Source organism: Nonomuraea roseoviolacea subsp. carminata, assembly GCF_024172185.1.
GTDB lineage: Bacteria > Actinomycetota > Actinomycetes > Streptosporangiales > Streptosporangiaceae > Nonomuraea > Nonomuraea roseoviolacea.
Genome location: NZ_JAMZEC010000001.1, coordinates 6,116,575 through 6,138,749 on the forward strand (window position 1 = coordinate 6,116,575; position 22,175 = coordinate 6,138,749).

Consider the following 22,175-nt stretch of genomic DNA (forward strand, 5'->3'; position numbering starts at 1 on the left):
GAACAGGAGGGGGCGCCGCCTTGGACGTACCCGCTCCGGTCCTGCGGATGAGCGGGATCGGCAAGCAGTTCCCTGGAGTCAGGGCACTGGACGGCGTGGACCTGCGGCTGCTGCCGGGCGAGGTCCACGCGCTCATGGGCGAGAACGGCGCGGGCAAGTCCACGCTGATCAAGGTGCTGACCGGGGTCCACCCCGCCGACTCGGGCACGATCGAGCTGGCCGGCCGGACCGTGTCCTTCGCCGGGCCGCTGGAGGCCCAGCAGGCCGGCATCAGCACCGTCTACCAGGAGGTCAACCTCTGCGCCAACCTGTCGGTGGCGGAGAACATCTTCATCGGCCGCGAGCCGCGCCGCCGCGGCCGCATCGACTGGAAGCGGATGCGGGCCCGCGCCGCCGAGCTGCTGGAGCGGCTGGAGCTCGACGTCGACGTCTCCGCGCCGCTGTCGTCGTACTCCCTGGCCCTGCAGCAGATGGTGGCCATCGCGCGCGCCATCGACGTCGAGGCCCGGGTGCTCATCCTCGACGAGCCCACCTCCAGCCTCGACGCGGGCGAGGTGCGCCAGCTCTTCCGCGTGATGCGGCGGCTGAAGGAGGAGGGCATCGCCATCCTCTTCGTCTCCCACTTCCTCGACCAGATCTACGAGATCTCCGACCGGATGACGATCCTGCGCAACGGCCGGCTCGTCGGCGAGTACCTCACCCGCGAGCTGAGCCAGGTCGCGCTGGTCGCCAAGATGATCGGCCAGGAGCTGGCCGAGCTGGAGCGCCTGCACGGCGAGGCCAGGACCTTCGACCGCCCCCTGGTCGAGGCCCGCGAGCTGGGCCGGACCGGGGCCGTCGAGCCGTTCTCGCTCACCATCCACGAGGGCGAGGTCGTGGGCCTGGCCGGGCTGCTCGGCTCCGGCCGCACCGAGATCGCCCGGCTGCTGTTCGGCGCCGACCACGCGACGAGCGGCGAGGTGGCGGTCGGCGGCGCGCCCGCGGCGCTGCGCACCCCGCGGGCGGCGATGGCGCGGCGCATCGCGTTCTGCTCCGAGAACCGCAAGCGCGACGGGCTGATCCCCGACCTCACCGTCCGCGAGAACATCGTCCTCGCCCTCCAGGCCACCCGCGGCTGGACCCGGCCCGTGCCGCGCGACCAGCAGGACGAACTGGTCGGCCGGTACGTCAAGGCACTCAAGATCAGCCCGGCCAACCCCGACCACCTCGTGCGCGACCTCAGCGGCGGCAACCAGCAGAAGGTGCTGCTCGCCCGCTGGCTCATCCTGGAGCCGCGGCTGCTCATCCTCGACGAGCCGACGCGCGGCATCGACGTCGGGGCCAAGGCCGAGATCCAGCGGCTCGTCGCCGAGCTGTCCGACGGCGGGATGGCCGTGCTGTTCATCTCCGCCGAGCTGGAGGAGGTGCTGCGGCTCAGCCACCGGGTCGGCGTGCTGCGCGACCGCCGGCTGGTGGCCGACCTGCCCAACGACGACACCCTCACCACGGACACGCTCATGGAGACCATCGCGAGCGGGGGCCGGGCATGAGGCGACTCCTCTGGCCATTGCTCGTGCTGGCCGCGCTGCTGGCCGTCAACCTCTTCTTCACCCCGTCCTTCTTCTCCGTCGAGATGAAGGAGGGGCACCTGTACGGCAGCCTCATCGACATCCTGCGCTTCGGCGCCCCGCTCATCCTCGTCTCGCTCGGCATGACCCTGGTCATCGCCACCGGGGGCATCGACCTGTCGGTCGGCTCGGTGGTGGCGATCTCCGGCGCGCTGGCGTGCCTGCGGATCAGCGAGGACGGCGGCGTCCTGTCCGCCGTCGTGCTGGCGCTCGGGCTGTGCGTGCTGCTCGGCCTGTGGAACGGGTTCCTCGTCGCCGGCGTCGGCATCCAGCCGATCATCGCCACGCTCATCCTCATGGTCGCCGGGCGCGGGCTGGCCCAGCTCATCACCGACGGGCAGATCATCACGGTCAACAGCCCGTCGTTCAAGGTCATCGGCGGTGGCTACCTGCTGACCGTGCCGTTCGGCATCCTGCTCGTGCTCGTCGTGCTGGGCGTCACCGCGTTCCTCACCCGGCGGCTCGCGCTCGGCGTGCTCATCGAGTCGGTCGGCGGCAACGCCGAGGCCAGCCGGCTCGCGGGCATCCGTTCGCGCGGGATCGTCATCACGGTGTACGCCTTCGCCGCGCTCTGCGCGGGCGTCGCCGGGCTCATGATCGCCTCGAACGTGTCCAGCGCCGACGGCAACAACGCCGGCCTGTGGATCGAGCTGGACGCCATCCTCGCGGTCGTCATCGGCGGCACCTCGCTGGCGGGCGGCCGGTTCTCGCTCGGCGGCACCGTGCTCGGGGCGCTCATCATCCAGACGCTGACGACGACGATCTACTCGGTGGGCGTGCCGCCGGAGACCACGCTGCTGGTCAAGGCGCTCGTGGTGGCGGCGGTCTGCCTCGTCCAGTCGCCGAAGTTCCGTGACAAGGTGTTCCGCCGGGCCGGGCCGCGTGCCTCGTCCCGGCCGGCGGCCGAGGAGAAGGTGCGGGTGACGGCATGACGACGGCCATCCTCGACCGGCTCGGCGCGCGCGGCCGGTCCGTGCCGGCCAAGTACGTGCCGGTGCTCGTGACCGCCGGGCTGTTCGTGGCGATGTTCGTCGCGGGCGGCATCCGCTACGAGGGGTTCGCCACCGGGCAGGTGGTCCTCAACGTCTTCATCGACAACGCCTTCCTGCTGGTGGTCGCGGTCGGCATGACGTTCGTGATCCTGACCGGCGGCATCGACCTGTCGGTGGGCTCGGTCGTCGCGCTGTCCACGATGATCTCGGCCAGCCTCATGGCGGGGCCGGGCTGGCCGCCGTACCTGGTGGTGCCGCTGGTGCTGCTCATCGGGTCGGCGCTCGGGCTGGTGATGGGTTACATCGTGCACGCCTTCGACATCCAGCCGTTCATCGTCACGCTGGCCGGCATGTTCCTGGCCCGGGGCCTGTGCTACACGATCGGCACCGACTCGATCCCCATCGAGGACCCGACGTTCACCGCGTTCGCGCAGACCAGGATCGACCTGTTCGCCGACCTGTGGATCTCGCCGAGCGTGGTGATCGCCGTCGTGGTCGTGCTGGTGGCGGCGTACGTGCTGCACTACACCCGCCTCGGCCGCACCGTCTACGCGACCGGCGGCAGCGAGCAGTCGGCCCTGCTCATGGGCCTGCCGGTGGGACGGACCAAGGTGGCGGTCTACACGATCAGCGGCTTCTGCTCGGCGCTCGGCGGGGTGCTGCTGTCGTTCTACATGCTGTCGGGATACGGACTGCACGCCGTCGGCATGGAGCTGGACGCCATCGCGGCCGTCGTCATCGGCGGCACCCTGCTGACCGGGGGCTCCGGTTTCCTGCTCGGCACCGTGCTCGGGGTGCTGGTGCTGGGCCTCATCCAGACCGTGCTGAGTTTCGAGGGGACGCTGAGCTCCTGGTGGACGAAGATCTTCATCGGGTTGCTGCTGTTCGTGTTCATCCTGTTGCAACGTCTATTCTCGGCGCGGCGCCGTATCTGACCGTTCGTGCGGCGTGTGCCGTACCCGACCAGGGGAGTGTGTGTGAGCGTTAACAGTGACAGCTGCGTGATCGGCGTCGACTTCGGCACGCTGTCGGGACGCGCCGTCGTGGTGCGCGTCGCTGACGGCGCCGAGCTCGGCACGGCCGTCCACGAGTACGCCCATCGCGTCATCGAGGACCGCCTGCCGGGCGGCGACGTGCGCCTCGGGCCCGACTGGGCCCTGCAGTCGCCGCACGACTGGCTGGAGGTGCTGAGGACCGCGGTCCCCGAGGCCGTCGCCGCCGCCGGCGTGGACCCCGCCCAGGTCATCGGCATCGGCACCGACTTCACGGCCTGCACCGTGCTGCCGACCACCGCCGACGGCACGCCGCTCTGCCACGACACCCCCGAGCGCCCCCACGCCTGGCCCAAGCTGTGGAAGCACCACGCCGCCCAGTCCCACGCCGACCGCGTCAACGCCCTGGCCGCCGAGCGCGGCGAGAGCTGGCTGCCCCGCTACGGCGGCAGGATCTCCTCCGAGTGGGAGTTCGCCAAGGGCCTGCAGGTCCTGGAGGAGGACCCCGAGGTGTACGCGCGGGCCGAGCGCTGGATCGAGGCCGCCGACTGGATCGTCTGGCAGCTCACCGGCGTCGAGACCCGCAACGTCTGCACCGCCGGGTACAAGGGCATCCACCAGGACGGCGCCTACCCGTCCGAGGAGTTCCTGGCCGCGCTCAACCCCGGCTTCGCCGGCTTCACCGCCAAGCTCGGCCACGACCTCTCGCCCCTCGGCGGGCTGGCCGGCCGGCTGACCGCCGAGGCCGCCGCCTGGACCAAGCTGCCCGAGGGCATCGCCGTCTGCGTCGGCAACGTGGACGCGCACGTCACCTCCGCCGCGGCCGACGCCGTCCGGCCCGGCCAGATGGTCGCCATCATGGGCACCTCCACCTGCCACGTCATGCCCTCCGACCAGCTCGCCGAGGTGCCCGGCATGTGCGGCGTCGTCCAGGACGGCATCGTGCCGGGCCTCTGGGGCTATGAGGCCGGCCAGTCGGGCGTCGGCGACATCTTCGCCTGGTTCATCGACACCTCCGTGCCCGCCTCCTACGCGCGCGCCGCCGAGGAGCGCGGCCAGAGCGTCCACGAGTACCTGACCGAGCTGGCCGCCGCCCAGGAGGTCGGCCGGCACGGCCTGGTCGCGCTCGACTGGCACAACGGCAACCGCTCGGTGCTGGTGGACCACAACCTGTCCGGCGTGATCGTCGGCCAGACGCTCAGCACCCGGCCCGAGGACGTCTACCGGGCGCTCATCGAGGCCACCGCGTTCGGCGCCCGCGTCATCGTCGAGACGTTCGAGGCGTCCGGCGTGCCGGTCGAGGAGTTCGTGGCGGCCGGCGGCCTGCTGAAGAACCGCTTCCTCATGCAGGTCTACGCCGACGTGCTGCGCCGCCCGATCTCGGTGATCGGCTCGGACCAGGGCCCGGCGCTCGGCTCGGCCATCCACGCGGCCGTCGCCGCCGGCGCCTACGCCGACATCGAGCAGGCCGCCGCCGCCATGGGCACGCGGCGCGAGAACGTCTACCTGCCCGACGAGGGCCGGGCCGACGCCTACGACCGGCTCTACGCCGAATACCGCACACTGCACGACTACTTCGGGGACGGACGCATGCTGCACACCCTGCGGAAGATCAGGAACGAGGCCGGCGCATGATCCAGCGCCTGCGCAGAACGGTCAGCGACCTGCACGCCGAGCTCGTACGCAACAACCTCGTCGCGTGGACCGCCGGGAACGTCTCCGGCCGGATCCCCGGCGAGGACCTGTTCGTCATCAAGCCGTCCGGCGTGAGCTACGACGAGCTGGGGCCGGAGAACATGGTCCTGTGCGACCTCGACGGCAACCTCGTGGAGGGCGACCACGCCCCGTCCAGCGACACCGCCGCGCACGCCTACGTCTACCGCAACCTGCCCGAGGTGGGCGGTGTCGTCCACACCCACTCCACCTACGCCAGCGCGTGGGCCGCCCGCGGCGAGGCCATCCCCTGCGTGCTGACCGCCATGGCCGACGAGTTCGGCGGCGAGATCCCGGTCGGGCCGTTCGCGCTGATCGGCGACGACTCCATCGGCCAGGGCATCGTCGAGACCCTCAAGGGCCACCGCTCGCCCGCCGTGCTCATGCGCAACCACGGCGTCTTCACCATCGGCAAGGACCCCAGGGCCGCGGTGAAGGCCGCCGTCATGTGCGAGGACGTCGCCCGCACGGTGCACGTCGCCCGCCAGCTCGGCGAACCGCTGACCATCGCGCGGGACGACGTCGACCGCCTGTACGACCGCTACCAGAACGTCTATGGACAGAGGAGCCCGCGTTGACCATCTGGTTTCTGACCGGCAGCCAGGGACTGTACGGCGAGGACACGCTGCGCCAGGTCGCCGAGCAGTCCCGGCGCATCGCCGAGGCCCTGCCGGTGCCCGTGGAGTGGAAGCCCGTGCTCACCGACGCCGCCTCGATCCGCCGCGTGATGCTGGAGGCGAGCGCCGACGACACGTGCGCCGGAGTGATCGCGTGGATGCACACGTTCTCGCCGGCCAAGATGTGGATCGCCGGCCTCGACGCGCTGCGCAAGCCGCTGCTCCACCTGCACACGCAGGCCAACGTGGAGCTGCCGTGGAGCTCCATCGACATGGACTTCATGAACCTCAACCAGGCCGCGCACGGCGACCGCGAGTTCGGCCACATCCAGACCCGTCTCGGCGTCCCCCGCAAGACCGTCGCCGGGCACGTCAGCGACCCGCGCGTCGCCGAGCGCGTCACGGCGTGGGCGCGGGCCGCGACCGGCCTGGCCGAGCTGCGCACCCTCAAACTGGCCCGCTTCGGCGACAACATGCGCGACGTGGCCGTCACCGAGGGCGACAAGGTCGAGGCGCAGCTGCGCTTCGGCGTCTCCGTCAACACCTACGGCGTCAACGAGCTGGTCGAGGCCGTGGACGCCGCCTCCGACGCCGACGTGAACGCCCTGGTCAAGGAGTACGAGGAGCTGTACCGGGTGGCGCCCGCGCTGCTCGGCGAGCGGCGCGAGTCGCTGCGCTACGCGGCCCGCATCGAGCTCGGCCTGCGCCAGTTCCTGGAGGGCGGCGGCTTCAAGGCGTTCACCACGAACTTCGAGGACCTGGGCGGCCTGCGCCAGCTTCCCGGCCTGGCCGTGCAGCGGCTCATGGCCGACGGCTACGGCTTCGGCGGCGAGGGCGACTGGAAGACCTCGGTGCTGCTGCGCACGCTCAAGGCCATGGCGCCCGAGGGCGGCACCTCGTTCATGGAGGACTACACCTACGACCTGACGCCCGGCCAGGAGGTGATCCTGGGCGCGCACATGCTGGAGGTGTGCCCGTCGATCGCGGCCGGCACCCCGTCGTGCGAGATCCACCCGCTCGGCATCGGCGGCCGGGAGGACCCGGTCCGGCTGGTGTTCGACGCGGCGCCCGGCCCGGGCGTGGTCGTGGGCCTGGCCGACATGGGCGACCGGTTCCGGCTCGTCGCCAACGAGATCGACATCGTGCCCTCGGCCGAGCCGCTGCCCGCGCTGCCGGTGGCCCGCGCGGTCTGGAAGCCCCGGCCCGACTTCCGCACCAGCACCGAGTCGTGGCTGACCGCGGGCGCCCCGCACCACACCGTGCTGTCCACGGCCGTCGGCGCCGAGGAGCTGACCGACCTGGCCGACATGCTGGGCGTGGAGCTGCTCGTCATCGACGCCGGCACGACGAGCCGGCAGTTCGCGAAGGAGCTGCGCTGGAACCAGGCGTACTACCGCCTGGCGCAGGGCTTCTGATGACCGAGGGCGTCGTGGCCGCCGGTGCGACCAACTGGGCCGGCAACGTGGCCTTCCGCGCGTCGGGCGTGCGGCGGCCGTCCTCGCTGGAGGAGCTGCGGCGGCTGGTCGCCTCCGGCGCCCGGGTGCGGGCGCTCGGCACCGGACACTCGTTCAACGACGTCGCCGACTCGCCGGGCGAGCTGGTCGCGCTCGATCGCATGCCGTACCTGGTGGAGATCGACAGTGGTGAGATCGGCAGGGGCGGGGACGGGCGGGCTCCCCGGGTGCGGGTGGGCGGCGGCGTGACCTACGCGCGCCTCGCGGCCGACCTGCACGCGCGCGGGTTAGCCCTGGCCGCCATGGCCTCGCTGCCGCACATCTCGGTGGCGGGGTCGGTGGCGACCGGCACGCACGGCTCCGGCGACGGCAACCGCAGCCTCGCGGCCGCGGTCAGCGGGCTGGAGCTGGTCACGGCCGACGGCTCGCTCGTCACGCTGGAGCGCGGCGACGAGGACTTCCCGGGCGCGGTCGTGGCGCTCGGGGCGCTCGGCGTCGTCACGGCGCTCACGCTCGACCTGGTGCCCGCCTTCGAGCTGCGCCAGTACGTCCGTGAGGACCTGCCGCGCGACGCCCCGTTCGACGAGGTCATGGCCGGCGGCTACAGCGTCAGCCAGTTCACCGACTGGAGCTCCACCCGGGTGTGGCTCAAGCGGCTCACCGAGCTGCCGGACGGCGACTGGCTCGGCACCCGGGCGGCCGGCGGCCCCCGCCACCCCGTGCCGGGCATGCCGGCCGGGAGCTGCACCGCGCAGCTCGGCGTGCCGGGGCCGTGGCACGAGCGGCTGCCGCACTTCCGCGCCGACGCGCCGCCGAGCGGGGCGGGCGACGAGCTGCAGTCGGAGTTCGCGATGCCGCGGGAGCGGGCGGCCGAGGCGCTGGCCGCGCTGTACGCCGTGGGCGACGCGATCCGGCCCGCGCTGCTGATCTCGGAGGTGCGCACGGTCGCGGCCGACGACCTGTGGCTGAGCCCGTTCCACGGCCGCGACAGCGTCGCCGTCCACTTCACCTGGGTCAAGGACCCGGCCGCGGTGCTCCCTGCCCTGCGGCTGGTGGAGGAGACGCTGGCGCCCTTCGACCCCCGGCCGCACTGGGGCAAGCTGTTCACCCGGTGGCCGGAGCCGTCCGAGCGGTTCGCGGCGCTGGTGCGCGCCTACGACCCGGCGGGCACGTTCGGCAACGACTTCCTGCGGCGCGTCACGGGGGAGTGAGCCCGCCCGCCGGTCGTACCTGACAGGAGCTGACAGGTAAGACCGGCATCCTGGACCCATGACCGCTCACGGAACCTTCGAGATCGACAGCGTGACCCCCGAGCCGCCCTTCTCCGAGGGCGACGGCGTCTCGCTCGGCCGGATCACGCTGACCAAGACCTTCCACGGCGACCTCGACGCCACCTCGGTGGTGACCATGCTCGCCACCACGACCGCGATCGAGGACTCCCGCTCGTACGTGGCGGTCGAGCGAATCGAGGGCGTCCTCGACGGGCGCAAGGGCGGTTTCGTCGTCCAGCACGTCGCGACCAGCGACCGGGGTGAGACGTCGCTGCGCGTCACCGTCGCCCCCGACTCCGGCACGGGCGAGCTGCGCGGCATCCGCGGCGAGCTGGAGATCCACATCGCGCCTGACGGCTCCCACTCCTACACCTTCGACTACAGCCTCTGACGCGGTCTCCCCGAGTCCGGTGAGGTGCCCGCGGAGGCGCCCCGGGTGGTGAAGGCGCGGCGGTAGGCCGACGGGGACGTCCGCATCGTGCGCGCGAAGTGCTGACGGAACGTCACCGGGCTGTCGAACCCCACCGCGGCCCCGATCTCCTCCACGGGCGCGGCCGTGCCCTCCAGCATGGGCAGGCTGGCCGCCACCCGCTGCGAGATCACCCATCGGAGCGGGGTCGTGCCGGTGCGCCGGCGGAAGTGCCGCAGGAACGAGCGCTCCGACATGTGGGCCACCCGCGCCAGGTCGGCCACGGTGATCGGCCGCGCCAGGTCGGCCAGGGCCCACTCCATCGCCCGGGCCACCGCGTCGTCGTCCTCGACCGGCGGCACGGGCGACTCGATGAACTGGGCCTGCCCGCCCTCCCGGTGCGGCGCGATGACGAGACGGCGCGCCACCGCGTTGGCGATGCCGGGGCCGTGGTCGGCGCGGACGAGATGGAGCAGCAGGTCGAGCCCGGCCGCGCTGCCGGCGCTGGTCAGCACGTCCCCGGCGTCCACGTACAGGACCGAGGCGTTGACCCGCACCTGGGGGAAGCGGCGCTGGAGCAGGTCGGTGTACTTCCAGTGGGTGGTCGCCTCGCGCCCGTCGAGCAGGCCGGCCGCCGCCAGAGCGAACGCGCCCGAGCAGATCGACACCACGCGCGCCCCGCGCTCGTGGGCCCGCCGCAGCGCCGCGAGCAGCCCCGCGGACTCCGGCCCGCGCACGTCGGGCACGCCGGGCACGATCACCGTGCCCGCCTCGGCCAGCACGTCGAGCCCGTGCTCCGCCTGGAGCGTGAACCCGCCCACCGCGCGCAGCGGGCGCGTCGTCTCGGCGCAGACCCGCAGGTCGTACCAGGGAACTCCGAGCTCCGGCCGCGGCAACCCGAAGATCTCCACGACGCAGCCGAGCTCGAACGGCCCCATCCCGTCGAACGCGAGCACCGCGACCGTCGGCAATGGAGGCGTCAGCGAGATCGGGATCGCCATGGGCGCATGTTAGCCCGCCTCTCAAAGCGGGAGAAACAGGACATGCACATATCGGGGGTACACACCGTTCTGCCTGATCACCGCTACGAGCAGGCGGAGATCATCGAGGCGTTCTCCCGGTTGACCGAGGCCGACCGGGATCTCCTGGAACACTTCCGCGCCGCAACCGGCGTCCGGGGCCGCAACCTCGCGCTGGCGCTGGAGGACTACGGGAAGCTCGACTCCTTCACCCGCGCCAACGAGGCGTACGCCGAGATCGCGCTCGACCTCGCCGAGCGGGCCGTCCTCGGCGCCCTCGCCAAGGCGGACGTGCCGCCGGAGAAAGTGGACCACCTGATGTTCTGCTCCAGCACGGGCCTCGCGACCCCGTCGCTGGACGCCCGGCTGGCCCAGCGCGCCGGACTGCGCGACGACGTCAGACGCGTGCCGGTGTTCGGGCTCGGCTGCGCGGCCGGCGCGGCGGGCCTGGCCCGGCTCAACGACTACCTGCGCGGCTGGCCCGCCCACGTCGCGCTGCTCGTCTGCGCCGAGCTGTGCTCGCTCACCCTCCAGCGCGACGACACCTCCGTCGCCGGCGCCCTGGCCGGCACGCTGTTCGGGGACGGCGCGGCGGCGGTCGTGGCCACCGGGCGCGGGCCGGGACCCGAGGTGGTGGCCACGCGCAGCAAGCTGTACCCCGGCACCGGGCACCTCATGGGGTGGGAGATCGGCCGGCACGGGTTCCGCGTCGTGCTGGACCCCGGGCTGATCGGCTTCGTCGAGCAGGTGGTCGGCGGCGACGTCAGGACGTTCCTCGCCGACTACGGCCTGACCCCCGACCAGGTCGGCACCTGGATCTGCCATCCCGGCGGTCCCAAGGTCATCGACACGATCGCGGGCGTGCTGGGACTGCCCGCGTCGGTGTTCGCGGTGACCCTGGAGTCCATGCGGGAGCACGGCAACCTGTCGTCGGTGTCGGTGCTGCACGTGCTCCAGCGCACGCGCGGCCGTCCCGGTCAGCCGGGGCTGCTGCTCGCGCTCGGGCCGGGCTTCTCGGCCGAGCTCGTCCTGCTGCACTGGTGAGGGCGGCCCGGGAACCCGCCGAGGTCTCGGCCCACCGGGGTCACGTCAGTTCCACGAAGACGGGGTTGGTGTAGCACCAGAGGTCGCTCCAGGGGCTCTCGTTGCGACCGGTGTCCGCCGCCGGCTCCATCCCGCCCGGAGCGCTGCGCCTGCCGTCGGTGCCGCGCAGCCGGAAGTAGAACGGTTCGCGCACGTCGCGGAACCTGTAGTGGAACTCGGCGACCCGGCCCCTGCCCCGCGGCGTGAACGACTCGACCACCTGTACGTCCGGGGCGGTGAAGACGTCGGGGTCGGCGGCCGGCCCGGTGATCGCGCCGCGGATCAGGTCCAGGCGGGCGAGCCGGGGGATCTCCTCGTTGGCGTTGGGCCGGCCGGCCAGGTCGACGGAGACGGTGAGGGTGACGGTGTCGCCGCGCCGCACCGACAGCCGCCCGCCGAGCGTCGCCGGGGCGTTGCCGGGGGCGTGCGCGTCGACGTGCAGCCCGTCGACGAGGCCGCCCATCGACACCCAGGAACGCCCGGCCTTGATGGCCTCCATGACCGCGCCGTAGCTGCGCGAGGTCGCCCCCACGACCGTGCGGCTGAACTGGCCGGGCCAGAAGTCGGCGTGCCGCTGCGGGACGCCTCCGTCGACGGGGTCGGGGTATCTGCCGTGCTGGTCGTACCAGTCGGCGGGCCGGGAGGGCTCGACAGTCGTGTCACCGTTGTAGAAGTGGCCGTCGGAGTTGGCGGTGATCCACCAGCCCTTGCCCTCGGCGAGCAGCGAGTCCCACATGCCGCCCAGGATCCCGGTCATCGAGTCGAAGCCGCCGTAGGTCGGATAGTGCTCCGGCCTCCAGCCGGGCCAGGAGCTCGCGTCGGCGGTGTTGTTGAAGTCGCCGCGGGCCCTGGGCTCGTTCTGGGCGCCGGGCGCGCCCTCCATGCCGACCGCGATGTCCGGCGCCTTGTCGCGGTAGGCGCGCAGGTCGCGCGGGGCGTACCTGCCGCGCCGCATCACATGGTTGATCAGGAACAGCGCCGAGCTCGCCGCGCCGGTGCGCAGCGCGGTGTCGAGCCAGGCGAGCGCCTCCAGCGCCTTGGCCTCGTTCTCCGGGCTGCTCGCGCCGGTGCCGTTGATCCGCGAGTCGAAGAGCCGCTCGAACGCGCGCAGCAACTGGATCTCGTCGCGAGCGCCGTCGAAGAAGACCGTGGCGTGCTCGCCCCCGGGAACGTTCCATTCCAGCCCCTGCCACAGCAGCAGCTCGGGGTGCTTGGCCCGGGAGACGACGATGTCGGCGTAGGTGGCCTCGACCGCGAACTTCTCATGAGCGGCGTGCCCGTGGTCGGTGATGACCAGCCAGTCCAGGCCGTGCCGCAGAGCGCCCGCGGCCTGCTGCTCGATGGTGTACATGCCGTCGTAGCTGTACTGCGTGTGGACATGGTGGTCGCCGGCCATCCAGTGGAGCGCGCGGGAGCCTCCGGCGCCGGTGGCGGCGGCGGGACGCGCGGCCAGCCCGCCCAGGGCGGTCACGCCGAGGGCGCCGATGCCGAGCAGGCCGCTGTTCAGCAGGAAGCGGCGCCGGCTGAGGTCGGCGGGTGACAGCTCCTTCTCCGGGACGGACAGGTCGGCGAACGCGGCCGTTCCTTCCGGGGCGCTGGAGGGGTGTGCAGGGGTACGGCACATGGGTCATACCTTTCGTCTGGACCACCTGGTGCGTCGTTCTCGAGGTCGCCCATGAGCTTGCGCACGACATGTGTGTGGGGGCCGGGCGGGATGATCCCGCGGCCGGGCGTCACGCTCGCAGAGAGGTGTGACGGCTTCCAGAGGGAGACGGTGAACGCTGGGGGAGTTCTTTCGGAACGGGAGGAGATCCGCTCAGGTGATGTCGCGACGGCACAAGATTCCGCCCGCTCTTTGTCGTCCACGACGAAGAGGGCCGCGGCGGCCTCGCCTAGCGTTCGGTCATGCGCCGCCTCTCCCTCGACGACCTGTACGGCCTGGCCGTACCCGGTGATCCGCAGCTGCGTCCTGACGGATCCGCGGTCGCCTACACCCTGACGACCGCGGATCGGGAAACCGACGCCAACGTGACAGAGATCTGGCTGGCCGCCCCCGGCGCCGCCCCGCGCAGGCTGGCGGTCGGCGCGGCCCCCCGCTGGTCACCCGACGGCCGCACCCTCGCCTACCTGCGCCCGGCCGGGGGGCCGCCGCAGATCCACCTGCTGCCCATGGACGGCGGCGAGCCGCGCGTCCTCACCTCGGCGCCGCTCGGCGCCGGCCCGCCCGTCTGGTCGCCCGACGGCACCCGCATCGCCTATGCCGGGCCGTCCGGTGAGGTGGACGAGAACGCGCCGATCGTCATCGACACCCTGGAGTACAAGGCCGACGGCGCCGGGCTGCTGCGCGGCCTGACCACGCACCTGTTCGTCGTCGGCGTCGAGGACGGCGTCGCGGTGCAGGTGACCTCGGGCGACTTCCACGCCGGCGCGCCGGCCTGGGCCCCGGACGGTGACCTGCTGGCGTTCACCGCCGGCATGGACGCCGACCGCGACCTGGACATCTGCGGCGGCCTCTACCTGGTCAAGGCCGAACAGGACGGCGCACTCGAACGCGCGGGCGGCACCGGCGTGATCTGCTCGGGCGTCTGGTGGCTGGGCGGCCGCTGGGTCGTGGCCGGTCACCGCGAGGTGCCCGAGGGCCACACCCGCCTGTTCGCCCTGGAAGGGGATGACTTCGCCGAGATCGAGACCGGCCTCGACCGCAACGTGATGATCGGCGGGCCCGGCTACCCAGGGGCGGCGCCCACGCTGAACGGCGACGACCTGCTGTTCTGCGTCCGCGACCGTGGATTCACCCACCTGTACCGGCTGCCGCCCGGTGGCGTCGCCGTGCGGGTCCTCCCCGGCGACCAGAACGTGTCCGGCGTCAGCGTGGCCCGCGGCCACGTCGCCCACGTCGCCTCCACCGCGCGCAGCGCGGGCGACGTCTACCTCGACGGCGACGCGCTCACCGACCACGCCCCCGAGGGCGTCGAGCTGTTCCGGGCGCGCAGCCGTACCTTCACCGCCCCCGACGGCACGCCGGTCGAGGCGTTCGTGCTGCGCGACGAGACGCTCACCGAGCCCGGCCCGCTGCTGCTGGACATCCACGGCGGCCCGCACAACGCCTGGGCGCCCGTCTTCGACGGCGTCCACCTCTACCACCAGGTCCTCGCCGCCCGGGGCTGGACCGTGCTGACGGTGAACCCGCGGGCCAGCGACGGGTACGGCGAGGCGTTCTACACCGCCACGGCCGGCGCCTGGGGCCTCTCGGACGAGGGCGACTTCCTCGCCCCGCTCGACGCCCTGATCGAGGAGGGCGTCGCCGACCCCGCCAGGCTGGCGGTCACCGGCTACAGCTACGGCGGGTACATGACCTGCTGGCTCACCGGCAGGACCGCCCGCTTCGCCGCGGCCGTCCCGGGCGGGGTCGTCGTCGACCTGCGCAGCATGGCCGGGACCGCCGACCTCGGCCACTTCCTCTCCAAGCACGAGGTCCGCGGGGAGTTCGAAGAGCAGTCGCCGATCACCCACGTCGGCGGGGTCGTCACCCCGACCCTGATCCTGCACGGCGACGCGGACGACCGCTGCCCCATCGGCCAGGCGGAGCAGTGGTTCCAGGCACTGCGCGAGCGCCGGGTGCCGGTCCGCCTGGTCCGGTATCCCGGTGGCTCACACCTGTTCGTCCTCGACGGGCGCCCCTCACACCGCTTCGACTACAACGAAAGGATCCTCGCGTGGCTGATGCACTGGGTCAGCGGCTCGCCGAACTGATCGACACGTACGAGGTCCCGGGCGCGGCGCTCGCCTACCTGCACAAGGGGGAGCTGCACGAGTTCGCCGCGGGCGTGCTCAACGCCGACACCGGCGTCGAGGCGACGCCGGACTCCCTGTTCCAGATCGGCTCGATCACCAAGGTGTGGACGGCCACCCTGCTCATGCAGCAGGTGGAGCGCGGCCGGCTGACCCTGGACACCCCCGTCGCCGAGCTGCTGCCCGGCTTCCGGGTCGCCGACGCCGAGGTGTCCAGGACCGTCACGGTCAGGCACCTGCTGTCGCACACCAGCGGCATCGACGGCGACCTTTTCCTCGACACCGGCCGCGGCGACGACTGCATCAAGAAGTACGTCGAGGCCTGCGCCGGCCTGGCGCAGAACCACCCGCTCGGCGCCACCCAGTCCTACTGCAACTCCGGCTTCGTCATCGCCGGTCGCATCCTGGAGGTGCTGGAGGGCAGGACCTGGGACGCGGTGCTGCGCGAGAACATCTGCGGGCCGCTCGGCCTGACCCATACCTGGACGCTGCCGGAGGACGTGCTGCGCTTCCGCGCCGCGCACGGCCACGTCGAGGACGGCAGGGCGGCTCCGGTGTGGGGTCTCATGCGCTCGTGCGGTCCGGCCGGCCTCATCTGCGCCCGTCCGCGCGACGTGGTCGCCTTCGGACGCGCCCACTTCGAGGGCGGCCTGCTCGACGACCCGCGGGCGATGTGGGAGCCGCAGGTCGACATCCCCAACCCGCACACCCTGGGCAGGCACTGGGGCATCGGCTGGATCATCGACGAGTGGTCGGGCCGCCGCGTCCTCTCGCACGGCGGCAACACCATCGGCCAGCACGCCATGCTCTGGGCCGTCCCCGACACCGGCACCGTCGCGTGCGTGACCACCAACGGCGGCCACAGCGGTGCCTTCACCCACGCCCTGGCCACCGAGCTGTTCGCCGAGCTCGACGGCCTGACCGTGCCGCCGGTGCTCGGTCCGCCCGAGACCCCCGTGCACGTGGACGTCGAGCGCTACGCCGGCGTCTACGAGCGGGTCGGCTCCCGCATGACCGCCGGCGTCCACGACGGCACGCTCAGACTGCGCATCGAGGCGACGGGCCCGCTCGCCGCCCTGGAGGAGCCGTTCGACCTCGACCTCGTCGCGGTCGACGAGGTCACCTTCGTCGGCCGCCGCGAGGGCGACCCCGACTGGGTGTCGGGCGTGTTCTACCAGCTCGACGACGGCTCGCCCTACCTCCACCTCGGTGTCCGCGCCACCCCCAAGATCGCCTGAGGCAGTCGAATGAACCTGCAGGAACGCCTCGACGAGGCGGCCAAGACCCACGACGTGCCCGGCGCGGCCATCGCCGTGTGGACCGGCGGCCGGCTGCACGAAGCCGCCACTGGTGTGCTCAACCGGAACACCGGCGTGGAGACCACCCCCGACAGCGTCTTCCAGGTCGGCTCCACCACCAAGGTGTGGACGGCCGCGCTGATCATGCAGCTGGCCGAGGAGGGCCTGCTCGACCTGGACGAGGAGGTGGGCGCCTACCTGCCGGGATTCGCCCTGTCCTACGACACCGTGATCACCGTCAGGCAGCTGCTGACGCACACCGGCGGCTTCGACGGCGACCTGTTCGAGGACACCGGGCGCGGCGACGACTGCCTCGACAGGTTCGTGGCCTACCTGCACGGCGCGGGCAAGGTACACGAGCCCGGCGAGCTGTTCTCGTACTGCAACGCCGGATACTGCGTGCTCGGCGCGATCGTGGCCAGGCTGCGCGGCACGACCTGGGAGCAGGCGTTGCGGGAGCACCTGCTGACGCCGCTCGGCGTCACCCACGCGGCGCCGCTGGCCGAGGAGGCCGTGCTGTTCCGCGTGGCGGCCGGACACGTCGGGCCCGGCAACGACGTCTACACCCGGTGGCAGATGCCCCGCTCCAACGCGCCCGCCGGGTCCACCCTGTGCCTGGCCCCGCGCGAGCTGGTGCGGTTCGGCCGCATGTTCGCCGCGGGCGGCCTCGCCGAGGACGGCACCAGGGTGCTGTCGGAGGAGAGCGTCACCGCGATGCGCACCCCGCAGGTCGCGGTGCCGGGTGTGCCCGGCCTGATGGCCGCCGACTGGGGTCTCGGCTTCGAGCTGTTCACCTGGGGCGCCTACGGGCACGACGGCGGGACCCCGGGCCAGAGCACGTTCTGGCGGGTGGCGGACGACGGCTCGTTCGCGATCGCGATGTGCCTCAACGGTGGCGGCTTCGTCGGCGTCCTGAACGACCTGCTCCTTCCGCTGCTCAGGGAGGGCGGGCTGGCGGCCCCCGACCTGCCCCGCCCGCCCGAGCGGCCGCGGGCCGTGGACCCCGCGCCGTACACGGGCCGCTACGAGGGGCCCCAGCTTGCCTACGAGGTCTCGCCGGCGGGCGGCGGCGTCGAGATCACCCTGATCCCCGGCGCCTTCGAGGCCAGTATGGGCCAGCAGCGCACCACCGCCAGGTACGTCCACCTCGCCGGGGAGACCTTCATCGCCGAGCGGCCCGAGGACGGCAGGCACGACACCGTCACGTTCGTCGTGCGTGACGGGGTCGCCACGCACCTGCACAACAGCCGAGCGGTCCCGCGCGTCTGAGCAGGCCGCGAACGTCGTCGTCAAGCCGCTGCACGGGTGAGGGCGGGCTGGCATGCTGGGGCGCATGAACCAGACCATGGAGGAGACGCTGCCGCTCTTGGAACGCGCCGCCGGGCGTACGGCGGACCTGGTGGAGGGCATCGGCGACGACGAGCTCGCGCTGCCGACGCCGTGCGCCGAGTTCGACGTCCGCGGCCTGATCGCCCACCTGGAGTGGGGGGCTTCGCTGTTCGAGTCGCTGGCCTCCGGCGGCGGGATGATCCCGCAGGGCGAGTACACCGGAGACTTCCGGGAGCGGGCCGGGCGGATGCTGGCCGCCTGGCGCAGGCCGGAGGCGTGGGAGGGGGTCAGCCCCGGCATGGGGCTGCCGATGGCGACCCTCGCCGCGATGAGCCTCTGCGACCTCGTCGTCCACGGCTGGGACCTGTCCGTGGCGACCGGCCGGCCGTACGAGGTGGACGGGGAGGAGGCGGAGCGGCTGCTCGCCTTCGCCGGTCAGATGGCCCCGACGGGGCGGAAGATGGGGGCGTTCGGCGAGCCGGTGGAGGTGCCCGCCGGAGCGTCCGCGCTGGAGCGCGCCTTGGGGGAGCTGGGCCGCGACCCCTCGTGGAAGCCGTGACGATCTCTGGGGCGTGAGGGGGCGGGGTGATCCGGGCGATCACGCCCCGGTCGCGGTTCGCGCTCGCTTGGATCACTCGCCCGGCCACGCGGTGACGGGAGACCGTCGATACGCGTGGAGGTGGTAATCCGTGAAATTACGCCCATGGGCGGCAGGCGCCGGACTTGTCGCACTGCTCGCTCTCGCGGCCTGCGGCGGCGGGCCCGGGGGCTCCACCGAGAGCTCCACCGAACGCGCCGCGCCCGCCAGGACCGAGGCCGGCCGGCCCGTGCCCGCCAGGACCGAGGCAGGCCGGCCCGTGCCCGCCCAGCCCCGTGCCACCCGCCAGGCGCGGCCCGAGGCCGGAAGAAAGACGGCCGCCGACGCCGAGCAGGACACCGGCCGTGACGCGGCCGAGGCGCGGATCTCGACGTTCGCCCTCGACGTCGACACCGCCTCGTACTCCTACGCCCGCCGCGCCCTCGGCGAGGGACGCTGGCCCGAGCCCGCCCGCATCCGGCCCGAGGAGTTCGTCAACTCCTTCGGCCAGGACTACGCCGAGCCCGCCGGCGACGGCTTCACCGTCCGCATCGACGGCGCGCACCTGCCCGGCTCCGACACGGCCGTCGTCCGCGTGGGCCTGCGCACGCGCGGCTCCGACGCCGCCGCCCGCCGCCCCGCCGACCTGACCTTCGTGGTGGACGTCTCCGGATCGATGGCCGAGACCGGCCGGCTCGACCTGGTCAAGGAGTCGCTGCACACGCTGATCGACCAGCTCGCCCCGGGCGACCGGGTGTCGGTCGTCGCGTTCAGCGACACGGCCGAGACCCTCGTCCCGATGACGCCGCTCACCGCCCGGCCCGCCCTGCACGCCGCCGTGGACCGGCTCGCCGTCCAGGGCGGCACGAACCTGGAGACCGGGCTGGTCACCGGGTATCGGCAGGCGTCCCGGGCGTTCCGCCCCGCCGCCGTCAATCGCGTCGTCCTGCTGTCCGACGGCCTGGCCAACCAGGGCGTCACCGCCTGGCAGGCCATCCTCGACCGGGTCAAGGAGTACGCGGGCCGGCAGGTCACGCTGCTCACGGTCGGCGTCGGCCGCGACTACGGCGACGAGCTGATGGAACAGCTCGCCGACAACGGCGACGGCGCCGCCGTGTACGTCAGCACCCGGGAGGAGGCCGCGAAGGTCTTCGCCGAGCGGCTGCCCACCACCATCGAGCTGCGCGCCCGCGACGCCAAGGCACAGGTCGCCTTCAACCCGTCGGTCGTGGAGAGCCAGCAGCTCCTCGGCTACGACAACCGGGTCATGGCGGCCGAGGGGTTCCGCGACGACGCGCGCGACGGCGGCGAGGTCGGCCCCGGCCACGCGGTGACGGCCCTCTACAGCGTCCGCCTCAGGCCGGGAGCCACGGGCCAGCTCGCCCAGGCCACCGTGCGCTGGCAGGACCCGGACACGCGCGCCCCGGCGGAGGCGAGCGGGTCCGTGGACGTCGACGCGCTGGCCCCGTCGATCTGGGACAAGGCGCCGGTCCGGCTCCAGGTGGACGTGGTGGCCGCCGCCTTCGCGGTGTACATGCGGGACAGGCAGGCGTTCGGGATGGACCTGCCGGTGCTGGGGGAGCACGCCAGGCGGCTGGCGGAGAGCGCGGAGGACCCGATGGTGTCCGAACTGGCCCGCCTCATCGACCGGGCCCGCGCCATCGGGTGAGGTCACCGCGGCGGTCCCGGGCCGCCGGCCGCTGACCGGGCCGCCGACCGTGCTCGGCGGCCCGGGAAGTCCGATACACTGGTGCACGCAGCGCGGGGCTATGGCGCAGTTGGTAGCGCGCCTCCATGGCATGGAGGAGGTCTGGGGTTCGAATCCCCATAGCTCCACAGGGGAGATCCCGTCCGATCGGCTCGATCGGGCGGGATCTCGTCGTTTCAGGGGTGTGCCGGGCGTCGCGCCGCCCTGATCACGCCGCCTTGGGCGGCTGCCAGTCGAGGGTTCTCGTGGTCGCGGTCAGGTAGGTGCCGGCGGGCAGGAGCGAGGCCAGCGTCGGCCACCGGGTGGCGTAGCTGGATGATGCGCCCGACCTGGGCGGAAGCTCGCGCCACCTGCTGCGAGCGCGGCCGCCGCACCTGGTCGTAGCGAAGGAGCGCCGCGTCGACGTCGTCCGTGGCCGACAGGAACGCGGTCAGGGTGGCGGCGTCCTCCAGCGCCTGGGCCGCGCCCTGGCCGAGGTCGGGCGTGAGCGCGTGGGCGGCGTCGCCGAGCAGGGCCACCCGGCCCGAGACGTAGGTGTCGAGCGGGGCGGCCAGGGCGTGGATGTCGTGCCTGATGAGCGCGTCGGGCGAGGTGGCCGCGATGAGCTCGGGGATGGGCCGGTGCCAGTCGGCGTGCCTGGCCGCCACCTGGGCCAGGGTGTCGTACGCGCCGGTGCCCTCCGGCCAGGACTCGGTGGAGTACCAGTAGACGCGGCCGTCGGCCAGCGGGATGACGCCGAAGCGCCGGCCGCGGCCCCAGGTCTCGGTGGTGACCATCGGCATCCCGGCGGGCGCGCGGCCGGCCTCGACGACGGCGCGCCAGGTGACGTACCCGGCGTAGGCCGGCCCCGGGTGGCCGGGGAACAGGGCAGTCCGGACGTTGCTGCGTATCCCGTCGGCGGCCACGATCACGTCGGCGGTCAGCTCTCCCGGCCCGTCGGGCCCCTCGAAGGCGAGCGTGCCCGGCCCCAGCAGGCCGGTCGCGGTGTGGCCGAGCCGGATCTCGGTGCCCTCCGCCGCGCCGATCAGCAGGTCGTGCAGGTCGGCGCAGTGCAGCGCGAAGGTCGGCACGCCCATGCGCTGTTGCAGTTCCTCCACCTTGGCCCGCATCAGCCATCGTCCGGAGGGCAGGCGCAGCCCCGCCGCGCCCTGGGCCATGCCGCGGGCGCGAAGCGGCGCGCCCAGGCCCAGCGCGTCGAGCGCGCGGACGGCGTTCGGCGCGAGCGTGATGCCGGAGCCCAGCGGCTGGAAGGCGGGCGCCCGTTCCAGCAGCGTGACCCGCCAGCCGGCGCGCCGCAGTCCGATCGCGGTGGCCAGGCCGCCGATGCCGCCGCCGACGATGAGCGCATGCGAGGAGTTCATGACGGTTGTCGCCTTTCTCCGGGCTTCCATACAGTGCTGTATGGTACGCCCCGTCACGCCAGGGGAAGATCGCGGGGTCGCCGGCGGCGCGGCTGCGCTCGGCGGCTACGGCCTGACCGGCGCGCGGCTGCACGGCACGGCCGCCCTGCCGCTCGGCGGCCTGCTCGCGCTCGGCGCCGTCAGCGACGGACTGACCAGGCGTGCGGGGCGTCGGCGGGCCCCCGTCGCCGGTCGTGGTGACCCTCAGCGGGCAGGGCCGAGCAGCATCTCCATCAGCCGCTCGGCGTACGCGGCGTCGGCGTACACCTCGGGCGCGCCGCGGCGGGCCTGGCAGTGGCCGAGGTAGGCGACGTGGAAGATGCGGGCACGCTCGTCGCTCTCCCGCTCGCCGTACCCCAGATCGGCGAAGACCCGCCGCAGCAGGCGCAGGCGGGCCGCCGTGACCCGCCGCAGGGCCGGAGCCACCAGCGGGTCGGCGGCCCTGGCGGCCAGCGCCGCCTCGATGTCGGCGGCCGCCGGGTGCGTGAAGGCGGTCACGAAGATCGCCCGGAGCCGCTGCGCCGGGTCCGCCACCGCGGCCAGGGCGGCCTCGACGTCGGTGACGCCCTCCTTCTCCCAGGTCTCCAGCGCGGCGACCAGCAGGTCCTGGCGGTTCTTGAAGTGCCAGTAGAAGCTGCCGCGCGTGGTGCCGAGCTCGGTGGCCAGCCGGTCCACCGCGACCGCGGCGATCCCGCCCTCGCCGATCGCCCGCAGGGCGGCGCGCGTCCAGTCCTCGCGGGTGAGCAGGCGTTCTCCGTTGCGTGTGGCCACCGCCCAACCCTACGAGACGGAACGTCGGCGGGGCGGGGTTCGTCCCGGCCTCGCGCCGCCTTGAGGCGCTCTTGCGGATGATCTTCAAGAACCGCCCAAGTGCGGGTCGGCATGATGGCGCCGTCCCTCCAGGAGCAGGAGCA

General features: G+C 73.0%; 18 protein-coding genes and 1 tRNA gene. 15 read left to right on the top strand and 4 right to left on the bottom strand.

The genetic code is table 11. From position 1 onward, the window contains the following. Window positions 1-20: 20 nt before the first annotated feature. The 8 genes from HD595_RS28370 to HD595_RS28405 all read left to right on the top strand — a co-directional run bounded on the left by HD595_RS28370 (window position 21) and on the right by HD595_RS28405 (window position 9,037). Window positions 21-1,529 (top strand): sugar ABC transporter ATP-binding protein, encoded by a 1,509-nt coding sequence (locus HD595_RS28370; RefSeq protein ID WP_308211252.1) that lies wholly within the window; start codon window positions 21-23, stop codon window positions 1,527-1,529. Next, entirely contained in the window at window positions 1,526-2,539 is a 1,014-nt protein-coding gene (locus tag HD595_RS28375; protein ID WP_253774207.1) for an ABC transporter permease, read from the top strand. Before HD595_RS28370 ends, HD595_RS28375 begins: the two co-directional genes overlap by 4 nt. Continuing rightward, window positions 2,536-3,534 carry a galactofuranose ABC transporter, permease protein YjfF gene (gene yjfF, locus HD595_RS28380; protein ID WP_253774209.1) on the top strand — a complete coding sequence of 333 codons (999 nt, stop codon included), beginning with the start codon at window positions 2,536-2,538 and terminating at the stop codon, window positions 3,532-3,534. The genes HD595_RS28375 and yjfF overlap by 4 nt, the downstream gene beginning before the upstream one ends. Before the next feature lie 66 nt (window positions 3,535-3,600). Next, a complete protein-coding gene (araB, locus tag HD595_RS28385; RefSeq protein ID WP_420540761.1) occupies window positions 3,601-5,226 on the top strand; it encodes a ribulokinase in 1,626 nt (541 codons plus the stop codon). After that, window positions 5,223-5,882 (top strand): L-ribulose-5-phosphate 4-epimerase, encoded by a 660-nt coding sequence (locus tag HD595_RS28390; RefSeq protein ID WP_253774213.1) that lies wholly within the window; start codon window positions 5,223-5,225, stop codon window positions 5,880-5,882. The genes araB and HD595_RS28390 overlap by 4 nt, the downstream gene beginning before the upstream one ends. Next, entirely contained in the window at window positions 5,879-7,336 is a 1,458-nt protein-coding gene (gene araA / locus HD595_RS28395) for an L-arabinose isomerase (protein ID WP_253774215.1), read from the top strand. The genes HD595_RS28390 and araA overlap by 4 nt, the downstream gene beginning before the upstream one ends. After that, the gene (locus tag HD595_RS28400; RefSeq protein WP_253774217.1) at window positions 7,336-8,586 is read left to right on the top strand and encodes an FAD-binding protein; all 1,251 of its coding nucleotides are present in this window, start codon (window positions 7,336-7,338) and stop codon (window positions 8,584-8,586) included. Before araA ends, HD595_RS28400 begins: the two co-directional genes overlap by 1 nt. A gap of 58 nt (window positions 8,587-8,644) precedes the next feature. After that, window positions 8,645-9,037: a DUF3224 domain-containing protein gene (locus HD595_RS28405; RefSeq protein WP_253774219.1), complete on the top strand. Its 393-nt coding sequence runs from the start codon at window positions 8,645-8,647 to the stop codon at window positions 9,035-9,037. Here HD595_RS28405 and HD595_RS28410 read toward each other — a convergent pair. Beyond that, window positions 9,025-10,026: a helix-turn-helix domain-containing protein gene (locus HD595_RS28410; RefSeq protein WP_420540762.1), complete on the bottom strand. Its 1,002-nt coding sequence runs from the start codon at window positions 10,024-10,026 to the stop codon at window positions 9,025-9,027. The genes HD595_RS28405 and HD595_RS28410 overlap by 13 nt on opposite strands. A 36-nt stretch (window positions 10,027-10,062) precedes the next feature. On the opposite strand from HD595_RS28410, the gene HD595_RS28415 reads away from it, so the two are divergent. Further along, window positions 10,063-11,118: a type III polyketide synthase gene (locus HD595_RS28415; RefSeq protein WP_301309621.1), complete on the top strand. Its 1,056-nt coding sequence runs from the start codon at window positions 10,063-10,065 to the stop codon at window positions 11,116-11,118. A 40-nt stretch (window positions 11,119-11,158) separates the two neighbouring features. Here the strand turns inward: HD595_RS28415 and HD595_RS28420 are convergent, their stop codons facing one another. Next, window positions 11,159-12,781: a PHP domain-containing protein gene (locus tag HD595_RS28420; protein ID WP_253774226.1), complete on the bottom strand. Its 1,623-nt coding sequence runs from the start codon at window positions 12,779-12,781 to the stop codon at window positions 11,159-11,161. A 281-nt stretch (window positions 12,782-13,062) separates the two neighbouring features. On the opposite strand from HD595_RS28420, the gene HD595_RS28425 reads away from it, so the two are divergent. From HD595_RS28425 to HD595_RS28450, 6 genes are all read left to right on the top strand, one after another. After that, entirely contained in the window at window positions 13,063-14,910 is a 1,848-nt protein-coding gene (locus tag HD595_RS28425; protein ID WP_253774228.1) for a S9 family peptidase, read from the top strand. Next, window positions 14,874-16,187, top strand: coding sequence for a serine hydrolase domain-containing protein (locus HD595_RS28430; protein WP_253774229.1), 1,314 nt, complete (start codon window positions 14,874-14,876; stop codon window positions 16,185-16,187). Before HD595_RS28425 ends, HD595_RS28430 begins: the two co-directional genes overlap by 37 nt. A 9-nt stretch (window positions 16,188-16,196) precedes the next feature. Continuing rightward, on the top strand, window positions 16,197-17,516 hold the full coding sequence (locus tag HD595_RS28435) for a serine hydrolase domain-containing protein (RefSeq protein WP_253774230.1): 1,320 nt from the start codon (window positions 16,197-16,199) through the stop codon (window positions 17,514-17,516). 64 nt (window positions 17,517-17,580) lie between these two features. Beyond that, window positions 17,581-18,135: a TIGR03086 family metal-binding protein gene (locus HD595_RS28440; protein ID WP_253774231.1), complete on the top strand. Its 555-nt coding sequence runs from the start codon at window positions 17,581-17,583 to the stop codon at window positions 18,133-18,135. Window positions 18,136-18,265: 130 nt separating this feature from the next. Further along, the gene (locus HD595_RS28445; protein ID WP_253774232.1) at window positions 18,266-19,822 is read left to right on the top strand and encodes a vWA domain-containing protein; all 1,557 of its coding nucleotides are present in this window, start codon (window positions 18,266-18,268) and stop codon (window positions 19,820-19,822) included. Between the two features lie 94 nt (window positions 19,823-19,916). Continuing rightward, window positions 19,917-19,989, top strand: a tRNA-Ala gene (locus HD595_RS28450). A 48-nt stretch (window positions 19,990-20,037) separates the two neighbouring features. Here the strand turns inward: HD595_RS28450 and HD595_RS28455 are convergent. Both HD595_RS28455 and HD595_RS28460 read right to left on the bottom strand, forming a co-directional pair. Beyond that, complete coding sequence (locus HD595_RS28455) at window positions 20,038-21,222, bottom strand: FAD-dependent oxidoreductase (RefSeq protein ID WP_253774233.1); 1,185 nt, start codon at window positions 21,220-21,222, stop codon at window positions 20,038-20,040. 243 nt (window positions 21,223-21,465) lie between these two features. Continuing rightward, complete coding sequence (locus tag HD595_RS28460; protein ID WP_253774235.1) at window positions 21,466-22,032, bottom strand: TetR/AcrR family transcriptional regulator; 567 nt, start codon at window positions 22,030-22,032, stop codon at window positions 21,466-21,468. Between the last annotated feature and the right edge of the window lie 143 nt (window positions 22,033-22,175).

Excerpts from the sequence above, each read along its gene's own strand:
- HD595_RS28375 (WP_253774207.1), top strand. The coding sequence starts at position 1,526 with ATGAGGCGACTCCTCTGGCCATTGCTCGTGCTGGCCGCGCTGCTGGCC.
- yjfF (WP_253774209.1), top strand. The coding sequence starts at position 2,536 with ATGACGACGGCCATCCTCGACCGGCTCGGCGCGCGCGGCCGGTCCGTG.
- HD595_RS28390 (WP_253774213.1), top strand. The coding sequence starts at position 5,223 with ATGATCCAGCGCCTGCGCAGAACGGTCAGCGACCTGCACGCCGAGCTC.
- HD595_RS28400 (WP_253774217.1), top strand. The coding sequence starts at position 7,336 with ATGACCGAGGGCGTCGTGGCCGCCGGTGCGACCAACTGGGCCGGCAAC.
- HD595_RS28405 (WP_253774219.1), top strand. The coding sequence starts at position 8,645 with ATGACCGCTCACGGAACCTTCGAGATCGACAGCGTGACCCCCGAGCCG.
- HD595_RS28415 (WP_301309621.1), top strand. The coding sequence starts at position 10,063 with ATGTTAGCCCGCCTCTCAAAGCGGGAGAAACAGGACATGCACATATCG.
- HD595_RS28420 (WP_253774226.1), bottom strand. The coding sequence starts at position 12,781 with ATGTGCCGTACCCCTGCACACCCCTCCAGCGCCCCGGAAGGAACGGCC.
- HD595_RS28425 (WP_253774228.1), top strand. The coding sequence starts at position 13,063 with ATGCGCCGCCTCTCCCTCGACGACCTGTACGGCCTGGCCGTACCCGGT.
- HD595_RS28435 (WP_253774230.1), top strand. The coding sequence starts at position 16,197 with ATGAACCTGCAGGAACGCCTCGACGAGGCGGCCAAGACCCACGACGTG.
- HD595_RS28440 (WP_253774231.1), top strand. The coding sequence starts at position 17,581 with ATGAACCAGACCATGGAGGAGACGCTGCCGCTCTTGGAACGCGCCGCC.
- HD595_RS28455 (WP_253774233.1), bottom strand. The coding sequence starts at position 21,222 with ATGAACTCCTCGCATGCGCTCATCGTCGGCGGCGGCATCGGCGGCCTG.